This window comes from Pseudomonas orientalis (assembly GCF_001439815.1).
GTDB classification, from domain to species: domain Bacteria; phylum Pseudomonadota; class Gammaproteobacteria; order Pseudomonadales; family Pseudomonadaceae; genus Aquipseudomonas; species Aquipseudomonas orientalis.
In genome coordinates this window covers 163,997-189,826 of the sequence record NZ_JYLM01000005.1, presented here as the reverse complement: position 1 = coordinate 189,826, position 25,830 = coordinate 163,997, and the positions used below count along the sequence as shown (strand labels likewise).

Annotated in this window: 22 protein-coding genes and 1 pseudogene; 12 read left to right on the top strand and 11 right to left on the bottom strand. The window is 61.0% G+C overall.

Going from position 1 to position 25,830, the window contains the following annotated elements; genetic code table 11:
- Positions 1-89: 89 nt before the first annotated feature.
- From gpgF to TU82_RS29575, 5 genes and pseudogenes are all read right to left on the bottom strand, one after another.
- Complete coding sequence (gene gpgF, locus TU82_RS14535; protein ID WP_057723858.1) at positions 90-1,199, bottom strand: glucosaminyl phosphatidylglycerol flippase; 1,110 nt, start codon at positions 1,197-1,199, stop codon at positions 90-92.
- Positions 1,187-1,939 carry an N-acetylglucosaminyl phosphatidylglycerol deacetylase gene (gene gpgD, locus TU82_RS14530; RefSeq protein WP_057723857.1) on the bottom strand — a complete coding sequence of 251 codons (753 nt, stop codon included), beginning with the start codon at positions 1,937-1,939 and terminating at the stop codon, positions 1,187-1,189. The genes gpgF and gpgD overlap by 13 nt, the downstream gene beginning before the upstream one ends.
- The gene (gene gpgS, locus TU82_RS14525) at positions 1,932-3,044 is read right to left on the bottom strand and encodes an N-acetylglucosaminyl phosphatidylglycerol synthase (RefSeq protein ID WP_162276149.1); all 1,113 of its coding nucleotides are present in this window, start codon (positions 3,042-3,044) and stop codon (positions 1,932-1,934) included. Before gpgS ends, gpgD begins: the two co-directional genes overlap by 8 nt.
- 696 nt (positions 3,045-3,740) lie before the next feature.
- The gene (locus TU82_RS29580; RefSeq protein ID WP_420893025.1) at positions 3,741-4,505 is read right to left on the bottom strand and encodes a methyl-accepting chemotaxis protein; all 765 of its coding nucleotides are present in this window, start codon (positions 4,503-4,505) and stop codon (positions 3,741-3,743) included.
- Positions 4,506-4,598: 93 nt separating this feature from the next.
- Positions 4,599-5,630 (bottom strand): annotated as a pseudogene (locus TU82_RS29575) (HAMP domain-containing protein); the annotation flags it as partial.
- Between the two features lie 205 nt (positions 5,631-5,835).
- Between TU82_RS29575 and TU82_RS14515 the strand changes: the two are divergent.
- Positions 5,836-7,314: a helicase HerA-like domain-containing protein gene (locus tag TU82_RS14515; RefSeq protein WP_057723855.1), complete on the top strand. Its 1,479-nt coding sequence runs from the start codon at positions 5,836-5,838 to the stop codon at positions 7,312-7,314.
- Between the two features lie 3 nt (positions 7,315-7,317).
- Here TU82_RS14515 and TU82_RS14510 read toward each other — a convergent pair whose 3' ends face one another.
- Positions 7,318-7,773, bottom strand: coding sequence for a DUF721 domain-containing protein (locus TU82_RS14510; protein WP_057723854.1), 456 nt, complete (start codon positions 7,771-7,773; stop codon positions 7,318-7,320).
- Positions 7,774-8,078: 305 nt separating this feature from the next.
- Here TU82_RS14510 and secA point away from each other — a divergent pair, with 305 nt between their 5' ends.
- From secA to TU82_RS14495, 3 genes are all read left to right on the top strand, one after another.
- The gene (gene secA, locus TU82_RS14505; RefSeq protein WP_057723853.1) at positions 8,079-10,814 is read left to right on the top strand and encodes a preprotein translocase subunit SecA; all 2,736 of its coding nucleotides are present in this window, start codon (positions 8,079-8,081) and stop codon (positions 10,812-10,814) included.
- Between the two features lie 119 nt (positions 10,815-10,933).
- On the top strand, positions 10,934-12,151 hold the full coding sequence (argJ, locus tag TU82_RS14500) for a bifunctional glutamate N-acetyltransferase/amino-acid acetyltransferase ArgJ (protein ID WP_057723852.1): 1,218 nt from the start codon (positions 10,934-10,936) through the stop codon (positions 12,149-12,151).
- Positions 12,152-12,279: 128 nt separating this feature from the next.
- Complete coding sequence (locus TU82_RS14495; protein WP_057724083.1) at positions 12,280-13,224, top strand: Nudix family hydrolase; 945 nt, start codon at positions 12,280-12,282, stop codon at positions 13,222-13,224.
- A 161-nt stretch (positions 13,225-13,385) separates the two neighbouring features.
- Here TU82_RS14495 and TU82_RS14490 read toward each other — a convergent pair whose 3' ends face one another.
- The 3 genes from TU82_RS14490 to TU82_RS14480 are packed head-to-tail and all read right to left on the bottom strand — an operon-like array spanning position 13,386 to position 16,966.
- Complete coding sequence (locus TU82_RS14490) at positions 13,386-13,964, bottom strand: cob(I)yrinic acid a,c-diamide adenosyltransferase (protein ID WP_057723851.1); 579 nt, start codon at positions 13,962-13,964, stop codon at positions 13,386-13,388.
- A gap of 2 nt (positions 13,965-13,966) precedes the next feature.
- Positions 13,967-16,003, bottom strand: coding sequence for a sensor histidine kinase (locus TU82_RS14485; protein ID WP_057723850.1), 2,037 nt, complete (start codon positions 16,001-16,003; stop codon positions 13,967-13,969).
- Positions 16,004-16,048: 45 nt separating this feature from the next.
- Positions 16,049-16,966, bottom strand: coding sequence for a putative 2-dehydropantoate 2-reductase (locus tag TU82_RS14480; RefSeq protein ID WP_057724082.1), 918 nt, complete (start codon positions 16,964-16,966; stop codon positions 16,049-16,051).
- 123 nt (positions 16,967-17,089) lie between these two features.
- Between TU82_RS14480 and TU82_RS14475 the strand changes: the two genes are divergently transcribed.
- Positions 17,090-17,575 carry a YajQ family cyclic di-GMP-binding protein gene (locus tag TU82_RS14475; RefSeq protein WP_003193880.1) on the top strand — a complete coding sequence of 162 codons (486 nt, stop codon included), beginning with the start codon at positions 17,090-17,092 and terminating at the stop codon, positions 17,573-17,575.
- A 136-nt stretch (positions 17,576-17,711) separates the two neighbouring features.
- The gene (locus TU82_RS14470) at positions 17,712-18,554 is read left to right on the top strand and encodes a mechanosensitive ion channel family protein (RefSeq protein WP_057723849.1); all 843 of its coding nucleotides are present in this window, start codon (positions 17,712-17,714) and stop codon (positions 18,552-18,554) included.
- 203 nt (positions 18,555-18,757) lie between these two features.
- On the opposite strand, the gene TU82_RS14465 is transcribed toward TU82_RS14470, so the two are convergent.
- A complete protein-coding gene (locus TU82_RS14465) occupies positions 18,758-20,038 on the bottom strand; it encodes an OprD family porin (protein ID WP_057723848.1) in 1,281 nt (426 codons plus the stop codon).
- Between the two features lie 743 nt (positions 20,039-20,781).
- Here TU82_RS14465 and TU82_RS14460 point away from each other — a divergent pair.
- Both TU82_RS14460 and TU82_RS14455 read left to right on the top strand, forming a co-directional pair.
- A complete protein-coding gene (locus TU82_RS14460; protein ID WP_057723847.1) occupies positions 20,782-21,207 on the top strand; it encodes an HIT domain-containing protein in 426 nt (141 codons plus the stop codon).
- Between the two features lie 3 nt (positions 21,208-21,210).
- Positions 21,211-21,417: a SlyX family protein gene (locus TU82_RS14455; RefSeq protein ID WP_057723846.1), complete on the top strand. Its 207-nt coding sequence runs from the start codon at positions 21,211-21,213 to the stop codon at positions 21,415-21,417.
- A gap of 72 nt (positions 21,418-21,489) precedes the next feature.
- On the opposite strand, the gene TU82_RS29360 is transcribed toward TU82_RS14455, so the two are convergent.
- Positions 21,490-22,092, bottom strand: a complete 603-nt coding sequence (locus TU82_RS29360; protein WP_005790922.1) for a cold-shock protein — start codon at positions 22,090-22,092, stop codon at positions 21,490-21,492.
- A 428-nt stretch (positions 22,093-22,520) separates the two neighbouring features.
- On the opposite strand from TU82_RS29360, the gene TU82_RS14445 reads away from it, so the two are divergent.
- The 4 genes from TU82_RS14445 (at position 22,521) to aspS (ending at position 25,791) form a co-directional block, all read left to right on the top strand.
- Positions 22,521-22,994, top strand: coding sequence for a Dps family protein (locus TU82_RS14445; protein ID WP_003193874.1), 474 nt, complete (start codon positions 22,521-22,523; stop codon positions 22,992-22,994).
- Between the two features lie 181 nt (positions 22,995-23,175).
- Positions 23,176-23,514, top strand: a complete 339-nt coding sequence (locus TU82_RS14440) for a ribbon-helix-helix domain-containing protein (protein ID WP_057723845.1) — start codon at positions 23,176-23,178, stop codon at positions 23,512-23,514.
- 171 nt (positions 23,515-23,685) lie between these two features.
- Complete coding sequence (locus tag TU82_RS14435) at positions 23,686-23,907, top strand: FmdB family zinc ribbon protein (RefSeq protein ID WP_003193872.1); 222 nt, start codon at positions 23,686-23,688, stop codon at positions 23,905-23,907.
- 108 nt (positions 23,908-24,015) lie between these two features.
- A complete protein-coding gene (aspS, locus tag TU82_RS14430) occupies positions 24,016-25,791 on the top strand; it encodes an aspartate--tRNA ligase (RefSeq protein ID WP_057723844.1) in 1,776 nt (591 codons plus the stop codon).
- Positions 25,792-25,830 lie beyond the last annotated feature (39 nt).

Sequence of the window (25,830 nt, the reverse complement as noted above, 5' to 3'; positions counted from 1 at the left end):
GGCCCGGGAGTAAAACTCTGCGGGCCCTTTTCATTTTCAGGAGGCGGCCATGACCGACCCACTCGACAAGGCGACTTCCAGGCCACCCGCTACCTTGGGCGAAGGCTGTCTGAGTCGCTACGACCCGGATGCGCTGGGTGCTGAGGATGGCACTGACTTTCCTGGCGCCGCCCGGTTGTGGGAACAGTTGCAGGAGGATGAGCAGCCGCCGGCTGCCCCCGAAAAAGACGCTTGAGCAGCGGCTTGCCTACCATCAATAGGAACACTGGCGCACCGGCCAGCAGATAGAAGTAATAGGTGACTGCCCGCCAGATAAGAATCGCCGCCGCAGCGGTGGCGTTGCCCACCATCGGCGCGAGCAATGCCGCCGACGTCAATTCCGCCGCTCCGGCCCCGCCTGGCAGCAGGCTGAACTGCCCGGCGGTCAATGACAGCATCTGGATCAGGAAGCTCCAGGCCCACTGCACCTCACCGCCCAGGCCGCGCAGCGCCAGGTACAACACGCTGTAGCGTAACAACCAATGCAGGCTGGTCAGCGCGAATACCCCAAGCAGGGTGCTCCAGGGCAATTTCAGTGTTTGGGTGAAGGCTGCGAGAAAGCGCAGCAACCGGCGCGCCCAGCGCCGTCGGGTGCCGACGCGCACCTTCATGGCCTTGAGTGCTCGTCCGGCCAGGCGAATCAGGCGCCGATGAAAGCGCACCACCAGAAAGGCGCCAACGCCTCCACCGACCATCGACGCGGCACTGAGCCCCAGCAGCCATTCCAGGCGCGGGCTGAGACTATGGAACAGCGCATACAGCACGATGCCCACCAGTGCGCAGAAAAAGAACAGCATGTCACTCAGTTGGTCCATGGCGAACACCGCGCTGCCGTGGGCGGGGCGTATGCCGTTGCGGGCCAGCAGGCCCATCAGCGTCAGTGGCCCGCCGCTGCCGCCTGGCGTCGCGCACATGGCGAACTCGGTCGATATCACCACGCCCAGGCTTTTGCGCCACCCCAACCGACTGCGCTGCTCGCCCAGCAACAAGCGGATGCGCAGGCTGTTGATCAACCAGCAGCCGATGATCATGGCAAACATCCCCAGTAACTGGGGCAGGGGGAACTGGCGCAGGCGCGCAACGGTTTCGCCGCCACCCAGCCACACCGGGATCACCAGCGCGACCAGCAGCGCCAGTACCAGCCAGATCAGCCGGCGCATGGCAGCGTCGACAGCCAGGCAGACTTGGTCTGTGGCGTGCGCCCGTCGTCAAGTAGCCGCTCCAGGGTATGCAGCCAATAATGACGGGAATACTCATGGCGCATATCGACGGGATGCAACCCTAATCGGATTACCGGTGCGGCCTGCCAGCGCTGCTCGCGCCGATCGCTCAAGACTTTGGACAGGCCCCGGCGCCACGCACTGCGCGCGCTCCACACCAGGCCCGGGGCGTGAGTGGGCGTGAAATCAGGCAGGCGATACAGGTGCTGCGGGTCGCTGGTGTAGCGCAGCGGTAACTGGCGCAGCGCCAGCCGGGTGCCCTGGCTCATCAACCAGGCGGGTGCGACAAACCCTTGAAGGGGCCAGTCATTGCGCTGGAAGACCTCGACGCCGTCGGTCAGGCGCCGCAGCGCCTCGGCCTCGGACAACTGGTAGAACTCGCCCTCATGGGTATAGAGGCGCCGCATGAACCACTCCCGTGGCGTTCGTGGCCGGGGTTGGTCGTCGCAGTGGTAGTAACCGTGCAGGGTGAGTTCATCGCCCCTGGCGACGCGATGGTCGAGCAGGCGCCGGAAGCCGGGATGGGCGGCGAGGGCATCGTGGTGATGAAAGTCGGGAACGACCAGCCAGGTGATAGGAACATGGCCGAGGGCATCGACGGCCTCGACAAAGGGCTGGTAATCGGCCCAGGTACTCGGCGCCACATCGTGCAGCACCAGCATGACTGAGCGTTCAGCCATGGGCGAGCATCGGCTTTTGTGTGCCCAGCACGGCGTGGTAATGCCCCAGCAGGCTGTCTACCACCGCATCCCACGCGTAATGCCGTTCGACATGGCGCCGCGCCTGTTCTCCGAGACGCCGGCTGTCGGCGCCGAACAGTTCGCGTACCGCATCGGCCATCGCCTTGGGGTTGTTGGGCGCGCACAGCAGGCCGCAGCGTTCGTCGACAATCTCGGTGAAGGCCCCCGCCGCCACGGCGACCACCGGAATGCCACAGGCCATGGCCTCCAGAATGACCAGGCCGAAGGTTTCCTGGTCGCCGCCATGCAGCAACGCGTCGGCGCTGGCCATCAAGCGCGCAACATGATCGGCCGGGCGGAAGCCGTCGACTACAGTGACATTGTCCGGCACGTTGGCCGGCATGCCGGAACCTACCAGCAACAAGTGATAACCCTCGCCCAGGCGCTTCATGCAGTTGAGCAGCACCGGCAGGTTTTTCTCCTTGGAGCCACGCCCGGCGAAAATCAGCAGCCGGGTGTCTTCAGCGATCCCCAGTTCGGCGCGCAGGCCGGGGTCGCGCACGGCGGGGGTGAAGGTTTGCAGGTCGACGCCCAGAGGCTGTACGAAGACGTTTTTCACCCCAAGCCCAATGAGTTTGTCGGCCATCACCTGGCTGGGGGCCAGTACCCGGTCAAAGTTTCCGTAGAGCTTGCTGACATAAGCTTCGACGTTGGGGGTAAACCAGGCGCCCATGCGGTTACGCACCAGCAGGGGGAGATCGGAGTGATAAAAACCGATGACGGGCACATCCAGCTGGCGCCGGGCGTCCAGGGCGGCCCAGGCGGTCAGGTACGGGTCGCCGACCTCGATCAGGTCAGGCTGCAAATCGTGCAGGACATTTCGCCAAGGCGCCAGGCGCAGGGGGAAGCGGTAGCCTTTGCCGAAGGGCAGCGGCGGCGCCGGCACCTCGAAAATGCCATCGCGCTCGCTCAAGTGGGCGCCCGGCACCAGCAGGCTGTGGCGAATCCCGGGCTTGAGCGCCAGGCGCCGGTGCTTGGCGTCCAGATAAGTGCGTACGCCACCGCTGGCCGGGGCGTAGAACATGGTTATGTCAGCGATATGCACGATGAACAGCCCTCCGATCCATTGCTCTCCTTTACGTGGACCTGAGGTAAGGATAGATGTTCGATCGGGATTGGTGTCGTGCTGCGTGTTCAAGGTTGAAATGATGGGGGAGGGGGCTTGCCCTGATGCCAGTCAGTTAAGCGAACACGGCCGTCTGTAGGAGCGAGGGGGGCGCCTAGCTCTTGCTCGCGAAAAACGTCAACGATAACGCGTGCTTCCTGAATGAACGCGGTGCCTGTAAGTTTTTCGCGAGCAAGCTCGCTCCTACAGACTTCGATGCCCCCACCCTAACCACGATGCGAAGCGAGCCGCTTTTGATCTTGATCTGCTTTTGATCTTAGGCGCCCCGTTAAACCACGCTGGCCGAGCGCAGGCTTGAATCCGTGGGTAACCCGGCAGGACGCCGGGTTAGCCGCACTGGGCCATGGATGGCCCATTGCGGCGGCCCACGGATTCAAGCCTGCGTTCGGGCACACCGAGCCTAGGCGAGGTGCCGAGTGGTGGGGCAAGAGCGTTTTGCTTACTTTTGCGCTTTTCAAAAGTGAGCCGCTGTAAAAGCGGAACCGTTAGCAGCCGTTACCGCAGAAACGGATATGTACTCGGTCTGATCCAACATCCTGGTCGGCCCTGAGGCCGCCATCGGGGTCAAGCTCCCTCCCACATGTTTACCGAGTACCGCCAAGCCCCTTTGTGTAATCAGATGCGGAAGCTGCCCACCAATTGCTTCAGGCGCGACGCCTGTTGCTCCAGGTCCGTGCAGGCGCGCAGGGTCGATTGCAGGTTTTCCACGCCTTCCTGGTTGAGGGTGTTGATCTCGGTGATGTCCATATTGATCGACTCCACCACCGAAGTCTGCTCCTCGGTGGCGGTGGCCACGGACTGGTTCATGCCGTCGATCTCGCCAATGCGCTGAGTCACGCTGTTCAAGCGCTCGCCGGCCAGGTTGGCGATTTCCACGCTGTCCTGGCTGTGGCGCTGGCTTTCACTCATGGTGCTCACCGAGTCGCGGGCGCCGACTTGCAGTTCCTCGATCATCTTCTGCACCTGTTGCGCCGATTCCTGGGTGCGATGCGCCAGGTTGCGCACTTCATCGGCCACTACCGCGAAGCCGCGACCGGCTTCACCGGCACGCGCGGCCTCGATGGCAGCGTTGAGCGCAAGCAAGTTGGTTTGCTGGGAAATACTGGTGATCACTTCAAGGATCTGACCGATATTCACGGTCTTGCTGTTCAGCGCCTCGATATTGCTGCTGGAGGCGCTGATCATGCTCGACAGCTGGGTCATGGCCTTGATATTGCGCTCTACCACCTGCTGGCCGTCTTCGGCCAGATGCCGTGCATCACTGGCCTGGCTGGAGGCCTGCGCCGCGTTACGCGCGATTTCCTGAGTGGCAGCGCCCAGTTGATTGATCGCAGCGGCGACGCTGTTGGTGCGGTTGGCCTGTTCGTCGGAATTGACCATCGACGAGTTGGACGCGCTGACCACCCGCAGTGCCACTTCATTGACCTGCTCGGTAGCCGACGACACTTCGCGAATCGAAGTGTGAATGCGCTCGACGAAACGGTTGAATGCAGTACCCAGGGTGCCGAACTCGTCGTTGTTCTGGATGGTCAGGCGTCGGGTCAGGTCGCCTTCGCCGTCGGCAATGTCCTGCATGGCCCGGGTCATCACGTGCAGCGGTTGCAGCAACACGCGGATCAACATGCCCAGCAACGCGATGATGATCACCACGGCGATGAGGGTGGCGATCACCGCCGATGTGCGAAATTCAGTGAGCATGGCGAAGGATTTGGCTTTATCCACCGAAATGCCCAGGTACCAATTCACTGACGGCAGGCCCTTGATCGGGGTAAACGTAACGATATTGGTCTTGCCATTGGCCTCTACTTCGCTGAAGTCAGCGCTGATCTTTGGCGTGTCCTTGGGGTAAACGTCCGACAGGGTTTTCATCACCAAGGCTTTGTCCGGGTGGACCAGTACTTTGCCGTCGGCACTGACCAGGAACGCGTAACCCATGCCGCCCAGGTCCAGCGCGCCAATGTTGTCCACCAGGGTTTGCAGGCTCAGGTCGCCGCCCACCACGCCGATGCTTTGGCCGGCCTTGGCGCTCGGTGTGGCGATGGAAATAATCAGCTGCCCCGTGGCCGCGTCGATATAAGGCTCGGTCAGGGTCGAGCCGTTGCTGGCCTGGGCGCCCTTGTACCAGGGGCGAACGCGCGGGTCGAAACCCTCGGGCATCTTGGTGTCCGGGCGGATGGTGAACGTGCCCTGGCTGTCGCCGACGTAGGTCGCCATGAACGACGATGTCAGCGCTTTCTGTTCCAGCAGGCTGGCAACCACGGAAGGCTCGGGGTTGAGGGCGATATTCTGTGCGGCGTTTTCGACCAGGGCGATGCGCCCGGTGAGCCAGGTCTGAATACTGCCGGCGGTGACGTCGCCCATTTCATGCAGGTAGCTATTGAGGTCGTCACGAATCGCATTGCGCTGCAGGTAGTCGTTATAGAGGGTAAACAACGCAAAGGCGGCGATGACGATAAGGGAGGCTGCAAGCAAAATTTTATGGCTGAAGCGCAGGTTTTTATTCATGGCTTGTAGGGTCCGCTAAGGTCTTGATATCCGGTGCGCGCCCTCTGGAGGAGGCGCAAAATGGCAGCGTTAAAAAAGGTGTGATATTTCTGGTGATAGCTCCGTTGGTCCATGTCGGAATTATCTGACCGTTTTCTAGTCTTTGTCGGGCTTACATACGTCTATATCGACCTCGCGGCATTAAAGATTAACCATAGGTGACGAAATGCCTGACTCCACACAACTGCTTATCGGTGCCGGTCCAGACGGCCAGCCCATCACCCAGCCCATGCGCCTGGCCAACCGTCATGGGCTGATCGCCGGCGCCACGGGCACCGGCAAGACCGTCACCTTGCAGCGTCTGGCGGAAGCCTTCAGCGATGCGGGCGTGGCGGTATTCGCTGCCGACATCAAGGGCGACCTTTGCGGTCTGGGCGCCGCAGCCAACCCCCAGGGCAAAGTCGCCGAGCGTATCGCCGGGATGCCCTTCCTCAATTACGCGCCGAAGGCTTATCCGGTCACGCTGTGGGATATCCATGGCCAGTCCGGTCATCCGTTGCGCACCACCATCAGTGAAATGGGCCCGTTGTTGCTCGGCAGCCTGCTGGAGCTCACCGACAGCCAGCAGTCGGCGCTGTACGCGACATTCAAGGTGGCCGACCGTGAAGGCCTGTTGCTGCTGGACCTCAAAGACCTCAAGGCATTGCTCAACCACCTGCGTTATCACCCTGAATTGTTGGGCGACGACGCGGCGCTGATGACCACCGGGTCCAGCCAGGCGTTGTTGCGGCGTCTCGCGGTGCTGGAACAGCAGGGCGCCGAAGCCCTGTTCGGCGAGCCGGCCCTGCAGCTTGAGGATATTCTGCAGCCCGCCGGCGACGGGCGCGGCCGTATCCATCTGCTCGACGCCAGCCGCCTGGTGCATGACGCGCCGAAGGTCTATGCGACCTTCCTGTTGTGGCTGCTGGCGGAACTGTTCGAGCAGTTGCCCGAGCGCGGCGATGCGGAAAAACCGCTGCTGGCGCTGTTTTTCGATGAGGCGCATCTGTTGTTCGCCGACACACCCAAAGCGTTGCAGGACCGTTTGGAGCAGGTGGTGCGGTTGATTCGCTCCAAAGGCGTGGGCGTGTACTTCGTCACGCAATCGCCGGGCGACTTGCCTGACACCGTGCTCGCGCAACTGGGCCTGCGTGTTCAGCATGGCCTGCGCGCATTCACCACCAAAGAGCAAAAATCCCTGCGGGCGGTGGCGGACGGTTTCCGGCCCAATCCGGCCTTCGATGCCTTGGCGGTGTTGACCGAGTTGGGCACCGGTGAAGCGCTGGTGGGCACCTTGCAGGACAAGGGCACGCCGGAGATGGTCCAGCGCGTGCTGGTCGCACCGCCACAGTCGCGGATCGGGCCGCTGACCGAGGCCGAACGTGCGGCGTTGATCGCCAGCTCGGCGCTGCAGGGCCGTTACGACAAGCCGATTGACCGCGAATCAGCGTACGAAGTGCTGATGGCACGCAAGGCGTTGGGGCCGACCGATGAGGCCAAGCCCGCGACTGAAGAACCCAGCTTTACCGACAAGGCCGGTGCGTTCCTGGGGACCACGGCAGGCAAGGCGCTGAAATCCGCCATGCAGCAGGCCGCCAATCAGATGGGGCGGCAGTTGGTGCGCGGCTTGCTGGGCTCGTTACTGGGCGGCAGCAAGCGCAAGTGAGGCTCAGGATTTGGGTCTGGCATGGGCGGCCAGCCGTTGCAGTGCCGCGCGCAGACCCGGATCGCTGATCCCTTCGGCCGTGGCCTGGAGGGTCTCGGCTGCATTTTCCGACAGGTCCAGGGTATGTCCCGCCGTGCTGCGCAGTACGGTGGGCGGCTGTACCTTGAACTGGATGCGCACCAGCCCGGCGAACTCATCGAACACCATCAATTGGCGCAGCAGGCGTTTTTGCTGGTAACGCAGACGGGTCGCCCAGTGGCCGTCAGTGACAATTAATAGCAGGTTGCCTTCACGCCAGGACGCCACATGACAGTGTTCGCGCGCGGCCGGTTGCAACTGGCTTTCGAGCAGGCGTTGCAAATGCCCCAGGCGCTTGGCGTGGCCAAAGATGGCTCTCAGCGGCTTAGCTTCGCGAAGCAACACGCCGGGAGCGCGGGCTGGAAGAGGGCGAAATGCCATGTTTAGACACCTTAAGTAACAGAGCCAGCATCTTAACAGAAAGCGCCTGCGGGCCCCGAAGCCATGCATCGGCAGGGCTTTTCCCGTGAAATCAATAAGTAACTTCTGCGCTTGATGGGTTGAAGTTCCAGCAAAAGCCCTTATTTTAAACAAGCCCTCTCACAGCGCCGTGCCCGCATCGGGGAACAACGCCACTTTCCTCACCCACGATTCCGGGTAGAATGCGCGTTCGCATGCGGCCGTGAGGGCTGCTCGGGCCACTCACGGTGCGCCCTCCATCCCTATGTGTGGAAGAACCTGCCGATATGTTTGCGCCTTTGTTAAAGAAACTTTTTGGAAGCAAGAATGAGCGCGAAGTCAAACGCATGCTCAAGACGGTGCAGCTGGTCAATGCCTTCGAAGAGCAGATGGTTGCCCTGTCGGACGAGCAATTGCGCGCCAAGACCGAAGAGTTCAAGGCCCGCATAGCCAAAGGTGAAACCCTCGACAAGCTGCTTCCCGAAGCCTTTGCGGTCGCCCGTGAAGCCGGTAAGCGCGTCATGGGCATGCGCCACTTCGACGTCCAGTTGATCGGCGGCATGACCTTGCATGAAGGCATGATTGCCGAAATGCGCACCGGTGAAGGCAAGACCCTGGTGGCCACCCTGGGCGTTTACCTCAACGCATTGTCCGGCAAGGGCGTGCACGTGGTGACGGTGAACGATTACCTGGCTCGCCGCGACGCCAACTGGATGCGCCCGCTGTATGAATTCCTGGGCCTGACCGTCGGCGTGGTAACACCGTTCCAGCCGCCGGAAGAGAAGCGCGCCGCCTACGCCGCCGACATCACCTACGGCACCAACAACGAATTCGGGTTCGACTACCTGCGCGACAACATGGCGTTCAGCATGGAAGAAAAATTCCAGCGCGAACTCAACTTTGCTGTGATCGACGAAGTCGACTCCATCCTGATCGACGAAGCCCGTACGCCGCTGATCATCTCCGGCCAGGCCGAAGACAGCTCGCGCCTGTACACCGAGATCAACAAATTGATCCCGCGTCTGGAGCAGCACATCGAGGAAGTCGAAGGCGTGGTGACCAAAGAAGGTCACTTCACCATCGACGAGAAGACTCGCCAGGTCGAGCTCAACGAAGCCGGTCACCAGTTCGTCGAAGAGATGCTGACCCAGATCGGCGAGCTCGCCGAGGGTGAAAGCCTGTACTCGGCGCACAACCTGGGCTTGTTGACCCACGTGTATGCCGGCCTGCGCGCCCACAAGCTGTTCCATCGCAACGTCGAATACATCGTCCAGGACGGCCAGGTGGTACTGGTCGACGAACACACCGGCCGTACCATGCCCGGTCGTCGCTTGTCCGAAGGCCTGCACCAGGCCATCGAAGCCAAGGAAATGCTCAACATCCAGGCCGAAAGCCAGACGTTGGCGTCCACCACCTTCCAGAACTACTTCCGTCTGTATAACAAACTGTCCGGCATGACCGGTACGGCCGACACCGAAGCGTTCGAATTCCACCAGATCTATGGCCTGTCGGTGGTGGTCATCCCGCCGAACAAGCCCCTGGCGCGTAAAGACTATAACGACCTGGTGTTCCTGACCGCCGAAGAGAAATACGCGGCGATCGTCAATGACATCAAGGACGGTATGTCCAAGGGCCGTCCGATCCTGGTGGGTACCGCGACCATCGAGACGTCCGAGCACGTGTCCAACCTGCTCAACAAGGAAGGCATCGAGCACAAGGTGCTTAACGCCAAGTTCCACGAAAAGGAAGCCGAGATCATCGCCCAGGCCGGTCGTCCCGGCGCGCTGACCATCGCCACCAACATGGCCGGTCGTGGTACCGACATCCTGTTGGGCGGCAACTGGGAAGTGGAAGTGGCCTCGCTCGACAACCCGACCCCCGAGCAGATCGCCCAGATCAAGGCCGACTGGCAGAAACGCCACCAGGCCGTACTGGAGTCCGGCGGCTTGCAGGTGATCGCGTCCGAGCGTCACGAATCGCGCCGTATCGACAACCAGTTGCGTGGTCGTGCCGGCCGTCAGGGTGACGCCGGTTCGAGCCGCTTCTACCTGTCCCTGGAAGACAGCCTGATGCGTATCTTCGCCTCGGATCGGGTGAAGAACTTCATGAAGGCCCTGGGCATGCAGTCCGGGGAGGCGATCGAGCACCGCATGGTGACCAACGCCATCGAGAAGGCCCAGCGCAAGGTCGAAGGCCGCAACTTCGACATTCGCAAGCAACTGCTCGAGTTCGATGACGTCAACAACGAACAGCGTAAAGTGATTTATCACATGCGTAACACGTTGCTGGCCGCCGACAACATTGGCGAGACCATCGCTGACTTCCGTCAGGACGTGCTCAACGCCACCGTCAGCGCGCATATTCCGCCGCAGTCGCTGCCTGAGCAGTGGGATGTGGCCGGTCTGGAAGCCGCGTTGAAGAGCGACTTCGGTGTGGACCTGCCGGTTCAGCAGTGGCTGGACGAAGACGATCACCTGTACGAAGAGACGCTGCGCGAGAAGCTGATGACCGAGCTGCTGGCCGCGTACAACGAGAAGGAAGAGCAGGCGAGTGCCGAAGCCCTGCGCACCTTCGAGAAGCAAATCGTTCTGCGCGTGCTGGACGACCTGTGGAAAGACCACCTGTCGACCATGGACCACCTGCGCCACGGCATCCACTTGCGTGGCTACGCCCAGAAGAACCCGAAGCAGGAGTACAAGCGCGAGTCGTTCACGCTGTTCTCCGAGTTGCTGGATTCGATCAAGCGCGATTCGATCCGCGTGCTGTCCCACGTCCAGGTGCGTCGCGAAGACCCGATCGAGGAAGAAGCACGTTTGCGCCAGGAAGCCGAGGCACTGGCGGCGCGCATGCAGTTCCAGCATGACGAAGCGCCAGGCCTGGAAGCCCCTGAGGTGCTGGGCGAAGAGGTCGATGTGGCCCTGGCTCAAACCCCGGTACGCAATGACCAGAAGCTGGGCCGCAATGAGCTGTGCTACTGCGGTTCGGGCAAGAAATTCAAACACTGCCACGGCCAGATCGAATAAGATTTTCGCCTGACGCTGCAACATCCTGCGCCGCGACCGGCATCAGCCGTCGCGGCGTTTTGCCATTAATTCCCCGTCGACAGTGACGGCACACACATCCTCTTTCAAGGAGCGCATACATGGCTGTTGGTCTTGGTCCTTTGCCCACATTGCACCCGGTCGCCGGTTTTGAACTCGGTATCGCTTCGGCCGGCATCAAGCGTCCGGGGCGCAAGGATGTGGTGGTGATGCGCTGCGCCGAAGGCTCGACCGTCGCCGGTGTGTTCACCCTCAACGCCTTTTGCGCCGCGCCGGTGATCCTGGCCAAGCAACGAGTAGCCGGGTCGATCCGTTACCTGCTGACCAACACCGGCAATGCCAACGCCGGTACCGGCGAGCCTGGCCTGGTCGCGGCTGCACGCACCTGCGCCAAGCTGGCGCAGTTGACCGGTGTAGACGCCAGCCAGGTGCTGCCGTATTCCACCGGCGTGATCGGTGAGCCGCTGCCGGTGGAGAAAATCGAAGGCGCCCTGCAAGCCGCGCTGGATGACCTGTCTGTGGATAACTGGGCGGCCGCGGCCACCGGCATCATGACCACCGACACCTTGCCCAAAGGCGCAAGCCGCCAGTTCGTGCACGATGGCGTCACCGTCACCGTGACCGGTATCAGCAAGGGCGCCGGCATGATCCGCCCGAACATGGCCACCATGCTCGGTTATATCGCCACTGACGCCAAAGTCTCCCGCGATGTGCTGCAGCGCCTGATGCTGGACGGCGCCAACAAGTCGTTCAACCGCATTACCATCGACGGTGACACCTCCACCAACGACTGCTGCATGCTGATCGCCACTGGCCAGGCCAACCTGCCCGAAATCACCTCCTGCGAAGGCCCGCTGTTCGCGGCGTTGAAGCAGGCGGTATTCGAGGTGTGCATGGACGTGGCCCAGGCCATCGTGCGCGACGGCGAAGGCGCGACCAAGTTTGTCACGGTAGAAGTGAACGGCGGCGCCAATCATCAGGAATGCCTGGATGTGGGTTACACCGTGGCCCACTCGCCGTTGATCAAGACCGCGCTGTTTGCCTCCGACCCGAACTGGGGCCGTATCCTCGCCGCCGTTGGTCGTGCCGGTGTGTCTGATCTGGACGTGAGCAAGATCGACGTGTTCCTCGGCGACGTGTGCATTGCCAGCCGTGGCGCCCGTGCCGAAACCTATACCGAGGCCCAGGGCTCGGCAGTGATGCAGCAGGAAGAAATCACCATCCGCATCGAACTGGGTCGCGGCGAGTGCAGCGAAACCATCTGGACCACGGACCTGTCCCACGAATACGTGAAGATCAACGCGGAATATCGCACCTGAAGGTAGGAGCGAGCTTGCTCGCGAAGAACGTCAACCATAACGCGTACATCCTGGATAACGCGGTGGCGTTGAGTTTTTCGCGAGCAAGCTCGCTCCTACAAGGGCTATAACGAGAGGATGCAGTGGCGGTGAAACGAGTGCATGTAGCAGCAGCGGTGATTCGCGGTGTCGATGGCAGGATCCTGCTGGCACGCCGCGCCGATACTCAGCATCAAGGCGGCCTCTGGGAGTTTCCAGGCGGCAAGGTGGAGGCTGATGAGTCAGTCGCCACGGCCTTGTCTCGCGAGTTGCAGGAAGAGCTGGGCATCCAGGTCACCACGGCCCGGCCGTTGATCCAGGTGCGGCATGACTACCCGGACAAGCAGGTGTTGCTGGATGTCTGGGAGGTCTCGGCCTTTACCGGCGAGCCCCATGGCGTCGAAGGGCAGCCGTTGGAATGGGTGACGCCACGGGACTTGGTCAACTATGAGTTCCCGGCGGCGAATGCGCCGATTGTCGCCGCCGCGCGCTTGCCTGCCGAGTACCTGATCACCCCGGGCGAGCTGGAGACCCCGATGCTGTTGCGTGGCATCCAGAAGGCTATCGCCGGTGGCATCAAGCTGGTTCAACTGCGCGCACCCAACGGCTACGACCCCAAATACCGTGATCTGGCGGTGGATGCGGTGGGCCTGTGTGCCGGCAAGGCGCAACTGATGATCAAGGGGCCGTTCGAATGGCTGGGGGATTTTCCTGCAGCCGGCTGGCATATGACCTCGGCGCAATTGCGCAAATATGCGAGCAAGGGGCGGCCATTGCCGAAAGATCGGTGGTTGGCGGCCTCTTGCCACAATGCCGAGGAGCTGGCGCTGGCGCACATGATGGACGTGGATTTCGTCACGCTGTCGCCGGTTCAACCGACCCAGACTCACCCCGATGCCCAGCCGTTGGGTTGGGAGCAGGCGGCCGAGCTGATCCGTGGGTTCAGCAAGCCGGTGTTTCTATTGGGCGGGGTTGGACCTGCGCAGCGGGAGCAGGCTTGGGCGGCTGGGGCGCAGGGTGTGGCGGGGATTCGGGCGTTTTGGCCCGGTGATTGATGTTGCTTTGACGGGCGCTATCGGGATGTAGGAGCGAGCTTGCTCGCGAAAAGCGTCAACGATAACGCGAGCTTTCTGAATGGGCGCGGTGCCTGTGAGTTTTTCGCGAGCAAGCTCGCTCCTACACCCCCGATGAGGCCCTGTCAGTCACCCGGGAAACATCAGTGTGGCTTGGCCGCCGCCTGCCACAACACCTCAGCAACCCCCTGGCGCCTGGCAATCACCCTGGCCGCCACAAACAGCAAATCCGACAACCGATTGATATACGCCAGCCCCACCCCCTCCAACGGTTCCAGCGCATTCAAATGCTGACAGCGACGTTCGGCGCTGCGCGCCAGGCTGCGGCACACATGGGCCTGGGCGATCAGCGCTGAACCTCCGGGCAGGATGAAGTTCTCCAGCGGCCCCACCTCTTCGTTCCAGCGATCAATGGCCGCTTCCAGCCGATCCACTTCCGCTGCACTCAACGCTTTGTACACCGGCATGGCCAGCTCGCCGCCGAGGTCGAACAATCGATGCTGACAGGGCGTGAGCACGTCGATCACATCGTTCAATTCGGGGTGCTTGCCGCTCTGCTCCTCCAGGTTAGCCAACAGCAACCCCAACTGACTGTTCAGCGTGTCCACCTCGCCGATGGCCTCCACCCTGGGGTGATCCTTGGGCACGCGGCGGCCATCGCCGAGGCCGGTTTCGCCCTGGTCGCCGGTGCGGGTGTAGATCTTTGACAGGCGAAAGCCCATGGTCATTGCTCCAGTCGGGTGAGTTCTGCGGGGGACAGTTGGCTGCCGGCCAGCGGCAGGCGCAGGGTAAAACACGTGCCCTGGCCGAGGGTCGAATGCACTTCCATCTGGCCCTTGTGGTTATTGGTAATGATGAAATACGACACCGACAGCCCAAGCCCGGTGCCCTGGCCGATTTCCTTGGTGGTGAAGAACGGCTCGAAGGTGCGTTTGCGCACGTTTTCGCTCATGCCGATGCCATTGTCTTCTACCTGGATCTCGGCCCAGGGTGGGTTGAGGCGGGTACGCAGGATGATGCGTCCCGGTTCGCTGCCGTCTTCACGCAAGTGAATCGCCTGGGCGGCGTTTTTCAGCAGGTTGAGCAGCACTTGCTCCAGCTCGTTGGCCGTGCCGGGCACCGGGCCCAGTTGCGGATCGAACTGGCGGGTGATTGCCTGGCCCTTGAAGTCAAAACCGATGGCCAGGTCGAAATCGTTACCGGCGATTTCCACGGCCTGGTCGATCAGGGCCGGCAAGTCGCAGGGGGCCATTTGCCGATTGCTGCGTCGGCTGAAGCTGAGCATATGCGTGACGATCTTCGCTGCGCGCGCACCGGCCTGTTGAATCCCGTCGAGTAACTGCGGCACTTCGCGGCTATGCAGGTAGCGATTGACCAGGTCCAGCTCGATGCCCGCCTGTTCGGCGTGTTCCAGGTTCTTGGGCAGGTCGGGTGACAGGCGGCGCCGAATGTTCTGCACGTTGTGCAGGATCGCGCCCAGCGGGTTGTTGATTTCATGAGCCATGCCGGCAGCGAGGCCGCCGACCGAGAGCATTTTTTCCGATTGCACCATCATTTCTTCCAGGGACAGGCGCTGGGTGATGTCGTCGATGCGGATCACCACGCCACGCCCGGCACCGCCCATTAATGGGTAGAACGTCAGGGCGTAATGCTTTGGTTCGTCGTCCTTGATCCAGGTGACCCGCTCGATCCGCTCCACCGAATGCTGTTCCACCGTGGCCTTGATTTGCGGCAGGTACGGCTTGAGCGGTTGGAACGCGAGATAGATCGGCTGGTTCAGGGCTTCATCCAGACGCGTGCCGGAAAGCGCGGTGGCTTCCTGGTTCCATTGGGTGACATAGAGCTGTTCGTCCAGGGCAATCAGCGCCGAAGGCATCGAGTCGATAATGCTGTTCAGGTAATTCTGAAAACCGGTGAGCTTTTTCTCGATCTTGCTGCGCACCTGGACTTCCAGTTCCAGTTTGCGGTTGGTATGACGGGTTTCTTCGGCCAGGCCCTGGGCCTGGTCGTAGGCGGCCTGGGAATCATCCCGTGCACGTTTGAGCTGCTGCTCGCGGGCCTCGATGCGCGACAGCATGGTGTTGAACGCTTCCGCCAGGCTGCCGATCTCATCATGGTTGCCGGGGCCTGCGCGCAGGGCGTAGTTCTCTTCGCGAGTGACCTGGCGCGACAGCTCTTCGAGCTCATGGATGGGCCGGGTGATCAGGCGTTTGATCTGCCGGGCAATCACCAGCCACAGCAGGACGCTGAAAATCAGGATGCCCAGGCTCGCGGTCAGGGTGCCGGTGTAGAACGCCACCGGTAGCTCGCTGCTGGCCACCAGCAACAGATGCCCTGAAGGCTGGCCGGGGCGGGGCAGGGTGATGATTTGGTTGCTGCGAAACTCGGTGAGTCGCCAGGCTTCGACATGCCGATAGTTGTCGGGCAGGTGCAGGCGGTCGCCGTGCTGCATCTGCGCCAGGCGATTGCCTTCGCCGTCGTAAAGAGCGGCGGCGCGCAACGGTGAATAGCTGGTCAGCTCATTGAGCAGCGCGTTGGCCTTGTCCGGGGACTGAAGGGCTTCGGCGGCGAGCGCCGGGTTGGACACCAGCCTACCGATGGCCTGCAACGCCTGGGGCGCCATGCTTTCCTGGGAAATCCAGTAGGCGGCGCTGATAAAGGTCAGGTTGGCCACCAGCAACACGGTGGTCAGCAGTACCAGCAGGGCGGCCAGCAATTTCTGCCCTACCGGTAGGTTTTCAAGACGCTGGCGCAGTGGCATCAGTTTTTTCGCAAGCAATAGACATAAGGCAGGGTAGCGCGTGCCTCAGTCGCGGGGCAATCGGCGTGCAACCAACAGCTCGACCAGACGCGCCTGCACCTGCTGCAGATGGGGCAGCACGCGTCGATGGCGGGCGGCCGCCTGGCAGGCGTAGCCCAATAAGTAGCTGATTTCGGTACGCCGCGCGTTGGCCACGTCCTGGTACATGGACGAGTAGTTGGCCGCGGTGGCCTGGATCACTCGCTGCACTTCACCGTGCAAATCCAGCGCAGCCGCAGGCTGGCCGCACCACTCCAGCAGTTCGGTCAATTCGGCGCACAAGGTTGCGACTTCACATTGATGGGCCTGCAGGCCTCCGTTGCGGCACTGGTAGAGCACGGTCAGCGGGTTGATCGCGCAATTGAGCGCCAGCTTGCGCCACAGGCGCGTGAGGATATCGGTGCTCCATTCATGGGGAATGGCGGCGGCCTGCAAGTCCTCCAGCCACAGCGGCGCAGTAGGGCGCGCCGCGTCCCCCAGCCAGGTGTAGCCGTGGCCGGCAAATACCACGCGCCAGTCGCCATCGCGAAACGCGCCTTCGGTGCTGGAGGCAAAGATGCAACGCGCCTGCGGCAACTGGGCGGCGACGGCATCCTGGCTGCCGAGGCCGTTTTGCAGCAGGATCAGTTCCGCGTCCGGCCCCAGGCGATGTTGCAACTGTGCGACGGCGCCTGGGGCATCGTAGGCTTTGCACGCCACCAGCAGGCGATGGATCGGCTCCGGGCTGTCGGGCGTTTCGCCGGTGACCCGGTAGGTGCGCGCAATGCCTTGTTCAACCAGGGTCAGGCCCTCGCCCGACGCATAGCTGGCCAGGCGCGCCTGATCGCGCAGGATCAGCCGCACCGGCACGCCCGCGCGCGCCAGCCGCGTGGCCCAGAGGGTGCCCAGGCTACCGGCGCCGAGAATATGCCAGGTGGTCGACATCAGTGTGTGCTCCGTAGGGTCGCCGGCGGTGAACGCGGCGAAAGAACCGCTATAATGCCCCGGCATTTTAGCTTGGGCGCGCTCCATCTCTACTGAACCCGCCCCTTATATTGGAGAAATGACATGCCTTCGTTCGACGTGGTATCCGAACTGGACAAACACGAAGTCACCAACGCCGTCGAAAACGCCGTCAAGGAACTGGACCGTCGCTATGACTTGAAAGGCAAGGGCAGCTTCGAGTTCAAGGAAAAGGAACTGACCGTCAACCTGACCGCTGAAGCCGATTTCCAGCTGGAAGCGATGATCGAAATCCTCAAGCTGGCCCTGGTCAAGCGCAAGATCGACGTGCAGTGCCTTGAAGTCAAGGACGCCTACGCCTCCGGCAAGCTGATGAAGCAGGAAGCCGTGCTCAAGGAAGGCATCGACAAGGAGCTGGCGAAGAAGATCGTCGCACACATCAAGGATGCCAAGCTGAAAGTCCAGGCGGCCATTCAGGGCGAGCAGGTGCGTGTCACCGGCAAGAAGCGTGATGACCTGCAAGAGGCCATCGCGGCCCTGCGCGCCAAGACCTTCGACATGCCGCTGCAGTTCAATAACTTCCGCGACTGATAGCACATTGCGGAACCTGTGGCCGTTTTTGACGTCCCACGCCGCAGCAATCGTGCCTACACTTGAGCCCTACGGGGCTCATTTGCGTTTTCAGGCAGTCAATAAAGCCGCATATCCGCACCACAGGAGAAGATAGATGGATTTGAACGCTGAAGTGGATCACTTGATCAAGACCTCGCAGTCCTGGATCCCGATGATCATGGAATACGGCAGCCGGGTACTGCTGGCCGTTATCACCCTGGCCATCGGTTGGTGGCTGATCAATGTGTTTACCCACCGGGTTGGGCGCTTGCTGGCCGTGCGTAACGCCGACCTGGCGCTGCAGCATTTCATCACCAGCCTTGCGAACATTGCGCTGAAAGTCATGCTGATCGTCAGCGTGGCGTCGATGATCGGCGTGGCAACCACCTCGTTCGTCGCCGCCATCGGTGCGGCTACCCTGGCGATCGGCCTGGCATTGCAAGGCAGCCTGGCCAACTTCGCCGGCGGCGTGCTGATTCTGCTGTTCCGCCCGTTCCGCATCGGTGACTGGATCGAAGCCCAAGGCACCTCGGGTACCGTCGACAGTATCCAGATTTTCCACACGGTGCTGCGTACCGGCGACAACAAGACCGTGATCGTGCCGAACGGCATCCTGTCCAACGGTATCATCACCAACACCAACCGCCAGCCGACCCGCAAGGTCGTATTCGATGTGGGCGTGGACTACGAGGCGGACCTGCAGAAAGCCCGTGAAGTGTTGCTGGAACTGGCCAAAGACCCGCGCGTGCTGGCCGATCCGGCGCCTGTCGCGGTGGTATCGACCCTGGGTGACAGCTCCATCACCGTTTCTCTGCGTTGCTGGACCAGTACGCCGGATTATTGGGACGTTGTATTCATGCTCAATGAACTGGCGCGCGACCGTTTGAAAGCCGCTGGCATTGATATTCCGTTCCCGCAGCGCGTTATTCGCGTGATGCAGGAAGCCCCGGCGAAGTGATGAATCCGTGTTGCGTTTAAGTTGGCCGAAAGGTCAGGTTAAACGCGGCACTTATATAGCAGGCGTGGATATAGTTACTTAGCTTGCTAGTTACTTTTCCGTTGACATATAACTGCAATAAAAAAGCCGCTCCCTTGTAAACAGGGGAGCGGCTTTTTATTCAAGGTCGAAACCTTAAGTCATCGTTGTAACAGCTTGCGCAATTACAGGATGTTCAGCGGGTAGTTCGCGATCAGGCGCAGTTCGTCGATCGAAGGCGAACCGTAGTAAACGCCATCACCGGAACGATAGGTCGCTTGACGCAGGCGCAGGCTGAGGTTTTTAGCCGGGCCGCTCTGGATCACGTACTTGGCTTCGATGTCGCGTTCCCACTCTTTACCGTTGCTGGTGGTGGCCGTGTTGGCGCCGCTACCGGTGACGTAACGGGTCATGAAGCTCAGGCCGGGAATGCCGAAGGTCGCCATGTTGATGTCGTAACGTGCCTGGTAGGACTTCTCGCCTTCGGCGTTGAAGTCGGAACGGGCGATGGAGTTGGCCAGGAACACGGTGCCGCCGCCATCTACGCCGTAGCCGTAGTCGCCGTCGCCGGTAACCTTCTGGGCCGCCAGGGTGAAGGTATGAGCGCCGATGGTGTACGCACCCTGCAAGCTGAATGCGCGGTTGTCGAGCTTGGTCACGCCATCTTTCTCGGCGCGCTGCAGGCCTGCGCCGTCGCTTTTGGTGTCGTAGATGTTGAAGTCCAGCGCGAAGGACTGGTCATCGCTCAGGGCGTGGGTCCAGTTCAGGTTGCTGTAGTACTTGCGGAAGTAGTCTTCGGTTTTCGCGTAGTACAGGCTGCCGGTGACTTCCGGGGTGAAGGCATAGACGCCGCCGACAAAGTCGGTCTTGGTCAGGCCCAGGCTGTCGTGGTAGGTCTGGTTCTGCGCGACGCTGGAAGTGAAGTGACCGCCTTCGAGCTTCAGGCCCTTGATCTCGTTGCTGGTGATCGAGATGCCTTGTGGCAGCTCAGGCAGCAGACGGCTGTCATCGGAAGCGAATACAGGTGCTGTGGTGTACTGGTCACCGATTTTCAGCACGGTATTGGAGATGCGGAACTTGACCGCGCCGCCGCCTTTGGAGTACTCGTCCTGCGAGCGACCGTCGGAACCGGTAGGGAACAGGCCGGTACCGGCGCGGCCCTTGCCGCTGTCGAGCTTGAGGCCCATCAGGCCGATCACGTCGACACCGACACCCACGGTGCCCTGGGTGAAGCCCGATTCGTACAAGGCGTTGAAGCCCAGGCCGCTTTCTTCGGCACGGCTCTTGGAGCCCGGGCCCGACGGGTTGTTACGGAAGTCGCGGCTGAAGTACAGGGCGCGAGTATTGATGCTGAACGTGCTGTCTTCAACAAAGCCCTTGGAATCGTCCTGGGCGGACGCCATTGCGAACTGCGAGGTGCCTGCTGAAACAGCCAGGGCGATCATGCTCCACTTCATCACGCGCATCGTGATTTGCTCCTTTGGTTTTAGGAAGAGTACTGCCGTCCCACCTGTATTTTTATCTGGGCGGCTCTTTCTTTATTTGTGTCGGCGCAAAGTTAGCTCACACCGGCGCTATTGACGATACTTACCCAACTATCCTTTCAGCTTCTTTACGAGGCTGTCGTAAATTGCTAGCTCCGTGTCGCAAATCACAGCCCGGCGGTGACCGGGCTGACAACTTCAATGTTCTTTTCAGACTTGCTGAAAGTTTGAAATCCATCCCTGGTACACATTGAAACGCTACTGTTGCCTATCGCGAAACCCTGGCATCCACCCAGGTGTCGTTGCCGACGATAGTGAGGTGAATGCAACAAGCGTGCACAAAGCGCTAATCGAATGTCGTTTTTTCGTGAAAAACGTTACGGCCGTGTAAAAACCGCATAAGCACGGGCTTTTTAAACCCTTTGGTTCTCGCTTGACGCGCGGGTGTTACCCCCATTCGGTGGTCCACACAACCTGCACCTGAGCAAAACGTTACCGATTGACCCTCCAAGTGGGTAGCGGTTGGACCTGTTTGATGCACGGCTGGGTCATTTTGGTGCATCCCTTCGAGGCCCGACTTAGCTTGGTTCAAGCGTCCCGCTGCCTCGAAAGGGTGCGTATAGGCGATCCATCTGCCTCAAGGCTTCCTGCGCATTCACCGTGAAGCCGTGAGCATTCGGCGTTATGCTGGGCGCCTGAATTGACCTGCCGAACGGAGTGCCTACGTGTTCGCTTTAGATCAACGCCTGCAACAAGACACAGTGGCCATCGGGGACTTCCCTCTCTGTCGCCTGCTGTTGTCCAATGACTCGAATTACCCCTGGTTCATCCTGGTACCGCGTATCAACGCTATCAGCGAAGTGTTTCAACTGGATGTCGCCGAGCAACAGAGGTTGTGGCAGGAAACGACGACCCTCGCACAGCTGCTGAACTCAGGCCTGGCCGCCGACAAGATGAACATCGGCGCGTTGGGCAACGTCGTCAGCCAGTTGCATGTGCATGTCATCGTGCGCAAGCGCGATGACGCAGCCTGGCCGGCGCCGGTCTGGGGCAGGCATCCGGCCGTTCCCTACCGCCCGGAGCAGGTGGCGGCGATCCGCAGCCGACTGCGTGAATTACTGCCTGCCGACTTCATTTTTACCCAGGACTGAACCATGGACCTGCAAGATCGCGTCACCGACCTGGAAAGCCGCCTGGCCTTCCAGGACGACACCATCGAAACCCTCAATGACATTCTGGTCGCCCAGCAGCACGCCGTGGAGCGCCTGCAACTGCAGATGAACGCATTGCTCAAGCGCCAGGAAGAGATGGGCGGCCAGTTCGAAACCTCGGAAGAAGAAGCACCGCCGCCGCACTATTGAATGAGCGCGCAATAAAAAAACCGCGATCCGGCCAACGCCGGATCGCGGTTTTTTTTGCAGCGCAGGCTGGAATCAGCGACGCGGCAGGGCAGCGATTACATCTTCAGCTTGCAGACCTTTGTCGCGGTTCATCACCGAGAACTCCACGCGCTGGCCTTCGACCAGGACGCGGTGGCCTTCACCGCGGATAGCCCGAAAGTGCACGAAGATATCGTCACCCGAGTCGCGCGAAATGAAGCCGAAGCCTTTGGAGGTGTTGAACCACTTGACGGTTCCGGTATCCCGGTTGGTCATGTCGTAGTTTTGCGACGCGGCCGCAGGGGACGAACGGTAGAAGCTGATGGCCAGGTGAAGAACGATGGCGACCACAGCAATCACCAGGCTGAGCAGGATGGCCGGATGGCCGCCCACTTCAGGCATGGGTGCCAGCAGGGTGAGGGTTTGAACGACAACGGTCAGTACCAGCAGCGCGCTGACCAGGTTTTGCAGTTGATGACGCGTGCCTTTGTTCCAGTAAGGGATTACCGGTGCCAGTGTCAGGTTGAGAAGGCCGAACAAGGCCAGGTATAGAGCGTCGTGTTGTTGCAGGTAGGGCAGGCTTTCAGGCTGCAGGCTCGGGATAAAGGACAGCAGCAACGCTGCAACGCCCGTTAGCAGGTGGACGATTTTCAACATTTTGATTAACTCACGTTAAGACGGATCACAAGGAAGAGCTGACTGGCACGGTTCGCTTCTGAACAATGGGAGGCGTTGGGCACGTGCGCGGGTATCAGCCTATGTGACGTGCCGCGGAAATGAACGGCAGCCACACGCCGCCTATTTAACAGCAAAGGCTGTGCCTACTCAAATCAAGCATTTCAGGGTGTTGCAATCGCGGCGGCATTTTCGGCTCGAAGGCTTGTCCTAGAGGGGTGCGGGTAATTTGGGCGGCTTTTCGAGCGTTTTTCCTACAGGACAACAGGCTCGCCGGCCGCTGCCTCGCAAGCGGTGCGGGGCGATTTGCCGCACATCGCCTGGTTGCGTCGGGCTGCACGCAGCCTGCACTCTTGCTAGAGTGGTCCTGCACCTGATCAATGAATGCTCATCAATTGAAGGGGAAAAACATGGCAATCGATATTGGTATCAGTGAAGAAGACCGTAAATCCATCGTCGACGGACTTTCACGGCTGCTGTCCGATACCTATGTACTGTATCTGAAGACCCACAACTTCCATTGGAACGTCACGGGGCCCATGTTTCGTACGCTGCACCTGATGTTCGAGGAGCAGTACAACGAACTGGCGCTGGCGGTGGATTCCATTGCCGAGCGTATCCGTGCCCTGGGCTTCCCGGCGCCGGGTGCCTACTCGATCTACGCCCGTCTGTCTTCGATCAAGGAAGAAGAGGGCGTGCCGAGTGCCGAGGAGATGATCAAGCAACTGGTAGCCGGCCAGGAAGCCGTCACTCGCACCGCGCGTGGCATTTTCCCATTGCTCGACAAGGTCAGCGATGAGCCGACGGCGGACCTGTTGACCCAGCGTATGCAAGTGCACGAAAAAACCGCCTGGATGCTGCGCTCGCTGCTCGAAAACCAGTAATCGTCGAACCGGGTGGCGTCTGCAGGGCGCCGCTCACTGGTTTCCCTGCGCTTCCTGGCGTTGTCCTACGACCACCATCTCCCGCGTCTTCTGGCTGCTCTTGGCTTCCTGCTGTTTTATAGGCCTACCGTCCAATGGGAGAAACCCATGGACTGCTGTTTGGCAAGGGAGTGTCAGGTGTATGTTATGTGGAGTGGGTAAGGGCGTGGAAACCGGTGGTTTTCACAAGATAAAGGTTGATCCCTTCGCTAAGGGGTTCGACATGGGGCTGGCCAAACCCTTATCGCGGTCGGTGCGGCTCAACGGGTTTTCCACATGCCTGCGGCTTGAACAGATCTATTGGAATATCCTCACGGAAATAGCCAGGATCAATACCTGCTCGGTCAGTGCGCTGTTGTCTTACGTCGACCGTGAAGTGCATTTGCGTTATGGCGGCGTGAAGAACTTCAGCGGGCTGGTGCGGGTGGTGTGCGTCGTTCACCTGTTGAAAGACCGTCTTGGCGCCTCCGGGCCAGTGTGACGGGATGGCTCCGAGGCCCGGCCCTCCGTTCTGGCGAGCCGGGCCTCGGGCAGAAAGCCGGCTGCGCTGCCTCGATTTACCAGATATAATCCCGCGCTTTGCTGCGCATGCCGGGCTTTATGCACAACGCCAGGGCGTGGCGCAGTACGATCTGATCGCCGAGACATCCCCATGCCCATGTACGACTATCAATGTGCTTCCTGTGGTCATCAGTTGGAAGCCATCCAGAAGATCAGCGCCGCGCCGTTGGTCGATTGCCCAGCCTGCCAGGCACCTGAGTTGAAAAAGATGTTGTCCATGCCGGGCTTCCGCCTGAGCGGCAGCGGCTGGTACGAGACCGATTTCAAGACCGGCGCCAAGAAGAACCTGGCGGGCGGCGACAAAGCAGACTGAGTTGAACTCTACGCGCAGGCTCCTGCATTATCCGTCCCCTGCTTTAATGTACGGTGGCGAGGCAGGCCTGCCACCGAATTTCGAATTACGAGAAGTGAAACCACGACCATGATGCGCAGCCACTATTGCGGCCAACTGAACGAGACCCTGGAAGGTCAGGAAATCACCCTTTGCGGATGGGTTCACCGTCGCCGCGACCACGGCGGGGTGATCTTCCTCGATATCCGTGATCGTGATGGTCTGGCCCAGGTAGTGTTCGATCCGGACCGCGCCGAGAGCTTCGCCGCCGCCGACCGCGTGCGCAGCGAATACGTGGTGAAGATCACCGGCAAGGTGCGTCTGCGCCCGGCCGGTGCGGTGAACAAGAACATGGCGTCCGGCGGCATCGAAGTGCTGGGCTATGAGCTGGAAGTGCTGAACGAGTCGGAAACCCCGCCGTTCCCACTCAACGAGTATTCCGACGTGGGCGAGGAAACTCGCCTGCGTTACCGCTTCCTGGACCTGCGTCGCCCGGAAATGGCCGAGAAGCTGCGCCTGCGCTCGCGCATGACCACCAGCATCCGCCGTTTCCTCGACGAGAACGGCTTCCTCGATGTTGAAACACCAATCCTCACGCGTGCAACGCCTGAAGGTGCGCGTGACTACCTGGTGCCTAGCCGTACCCACGCCGGTAGCTTCTTTGCCTTGCCGCAATCGCCGCAGCTGTTCAAGCAATTGCTGATGGTGGCCGGCTTCGACCGTTACTACCAGATCGCCAAATGCTTCCGTGACGAAGACCTGCGCGCCGACCGCCAGCCGGAATTCACCCAGATCGACATCGAGACCAGCTTCCTCGATGAAAAAGAGATCATGGGCCTCACCGAACAGATGATCCGCAACCTGTTCAAGGAAGTGCTGAACCTGGAGTTCGGCGACTTCCCGCACATGACCTTCGAAGAGGCCATGCGCCGCTACGGTTCCGACAAGCCGGACCTGCGTAACCCGCTGGAACTGGTGGACGTGGCCGATCAGCTCAAGGACGTCGACTTCAAGGTGTTCAGCGGCCCGGCCAATGACCCGAAATGCCGCATCGCCGCCCTGCGCGTGCCTGGCGGCGCGAGCATGCCGCGCAAGCAGATCGACGACTACACCAAGTTCGTCGGCATCTACGGTGCCAAGGGCCTGGCGTACATCAAGGTCAACGAGCGCGCCAACGGTGTTGACGGCCTGCAATCGCCGATCGTGAAAAACATCCCGCTGGATAACCTGAACGAAATCCTTGATCGCGTCGGTGCGGTCGATGGCGATATCGTGTTCTTCGGTGCCGACAAGGCCAAGATCGTCAGCGAAGCCCTGGGCGCGCTGCGCATCAAGCTCGGTCACGACCTGAACCTGCTGACCTGCGAATGGGCGCCGATGTGGGTTGTCGACTTCCCGATGTTCGAAGAAAACGACGACGGCAGCTTCAGCGCCTTGCACCACCCGTTCACCGCGCCGAAGTGCTCCCCGGCCGAACTGGAAGCCAACCCGGCCGGCGCGTTGTCCCGTGCCTACGACATGGTGCTCAACGGCACCGAGTTGGGTGGCGGTTCGATCCGTATCCACCGCAAGGAGATGCAGCAAGCGGTGTTCCGTCTGCTGGGCATCAACGAAGCGGAACAGGAAGAGAAGTTCGGCTTCCTGCTCGATGCGCTCAAATACGGCGCGCCACCGCACGGTGGCCTGGCGTTCGGCCTGGACCGTCTGGTGATGCTGATGACCGGCGCCCAGTCGATCCGCGAAGTGATTGCCTTCCCGAAAACCCAGAGCGCTGCGGACGTCATGACCCAGGCCCCGGGTGTGGTGGATGCCAAGGCACTGCGCGAGCTGCATATTCGCCTGCGCGAGACGCCGAAGGCTGAGTAAGGCTGCAGCGTGAAAGCGCGATAAGGTTGTACGCAGTCA

What these genes read in the sequence shown, in the direction of transcription:
- gpgF (WP_057723858.1), bottom strand. Translation starts at nt 1,199, where the DNA reads ATGCGCCGGCTGATCTGGCTGGTACTGGCGCTGCTGGTCGCGCTGGTG.
- gpgD (WP_057723857.1), bottom strand. Translation starts at nt 1,939, where the DNA reads ATGGCTGAACGCTCAGTCATGCTGGTGCTGCACGATGTGGCGCCGAGT.
- TU82_RS29580 (WP_420893025.1), bottom strand. Translation starts at nt 4,505, where the DNA reads ATGGTCAATTCCGACGAACAGGCCAACCGCACCAACAGCGTCGCCGCT.
- TU82_RS14515 (WP_057723855.1), top strand. Translation starts at nt 5,836, where the DNA reads ATGCCTGACTCCACACAACTGCTTATCGGTGCCGGTCCAGACGGCCAG.
- TU82_RS14510 (WP_057723854.1), bottom strand. Translation starts at nt 7,773, where the DNA reads ATGGCATTTCGCCCTCTTCCAGCCCGCGCTCCCGGCGTGTTGCTTCGC.
- secA (WP_057723853.1), top strand. Translation starts at nt 8,079, where the DNA reads ATGTTTGCGCCTTTGTTAAAGAAACTTTTTGGAAGCAAGAATGAGCGC.
- argJ (WP_057723852.1), top strand. Translation starts at nt 10,934, where the DNA reads ATGGCTGTTGGTCTTGGTCCTTTGCCCACATTGCACCCGGTCGCCGGT.
- TU82_RS14490 (WP_057723851.1), bottom strand. Translation starts at nt 13,964, where the DNA reads ATGGGCTTTCGCCTGTCAAAGATCTACACCCGCACCGGCGACCAGGGC.
- TU82_RS14485 (WP_057723850.1), bottom strand. Translation starts at nt 16,003, where the DNA reads ATGCCACTGCGCCAGCGTCTTGAAAACCTACCGGTAGGGCAGAAATTG.
- TU82_RS14480 (WP_057724082.1), bottom strand. Translation starts at nt 16,966, where the DNA reads ATGTCGACCACCTGGCATATTCTCGGCGCCGGTAGCCTGGGCACCCTC.
- TU82_RS14475 (WP_003193880.1), top strand. Translation starts at nt 17,090, where the DNA reads ATGCCTTCGTTCGACGTGGTATCCGAACTGGACAAACACGAAGTCACC.
- TU82_RS14470 (WP_057723849.1), top strand. Translation starts at nt 17,712, where the DNA reads ATGGATTTGAACGCTGAAGTGGATCACTTGATCAAGACCTCGCAGTCC.
- TU82_RS14465 (WP_057723848.1), bottom strand. Translation starts at nt 20,038, where the DNA reads ATGCGCGTGATGAAGTGGAGCATGATCGCCCTGGCTGTTTCAGCAGGC.
- TU82_RS14455 (WP_057723846.1), top strand. Translation starts at nt 21,211, where the DNA reads ATGGACCTGCAAGATCGCGTCACCGACCTGGAAAGCCGCCTGGCCTTC.
- TU82_RS29360 (WP_005790922.1), bottom strand. Translation starts at nt 22,092, where the DNA reads ATGTTGAAAATCGTCCACCTGCTAACGGGCGTTGCAGCGTTGCTGCTG.
- TU82_RS14445 (WP_003193874.1), top strand. Translation starts at nt 22,521, where the DNA reads ATGGCAATCGATATTGGTATCAGTGAAGAAGACCGTAAATCCATCGTC.
- TU82_RS14440 (WP_057723845.1), top strand. Translation starts at nt 23,176, where the DNA reads ATGTTATGTGGAGTGGGTAAGGGCGTGGAAACCGGTGGTTTTCACAAG.
- TU82_RS14435 (WP_003193872.1), top strand. Translation starts at nt 23,686, where the DNA reads ATGCCCATGTACGACTATCAATGTGCTTCCTGTGGTCATCAGTTGGAA.
- aspS (WP_057723844.1), top strand. Translation starts at nt 24,016, where the DNA reads ATGATGCGCAGCCACTATTGCGGCCAACTGAACGAGACCCTGGAAGGT.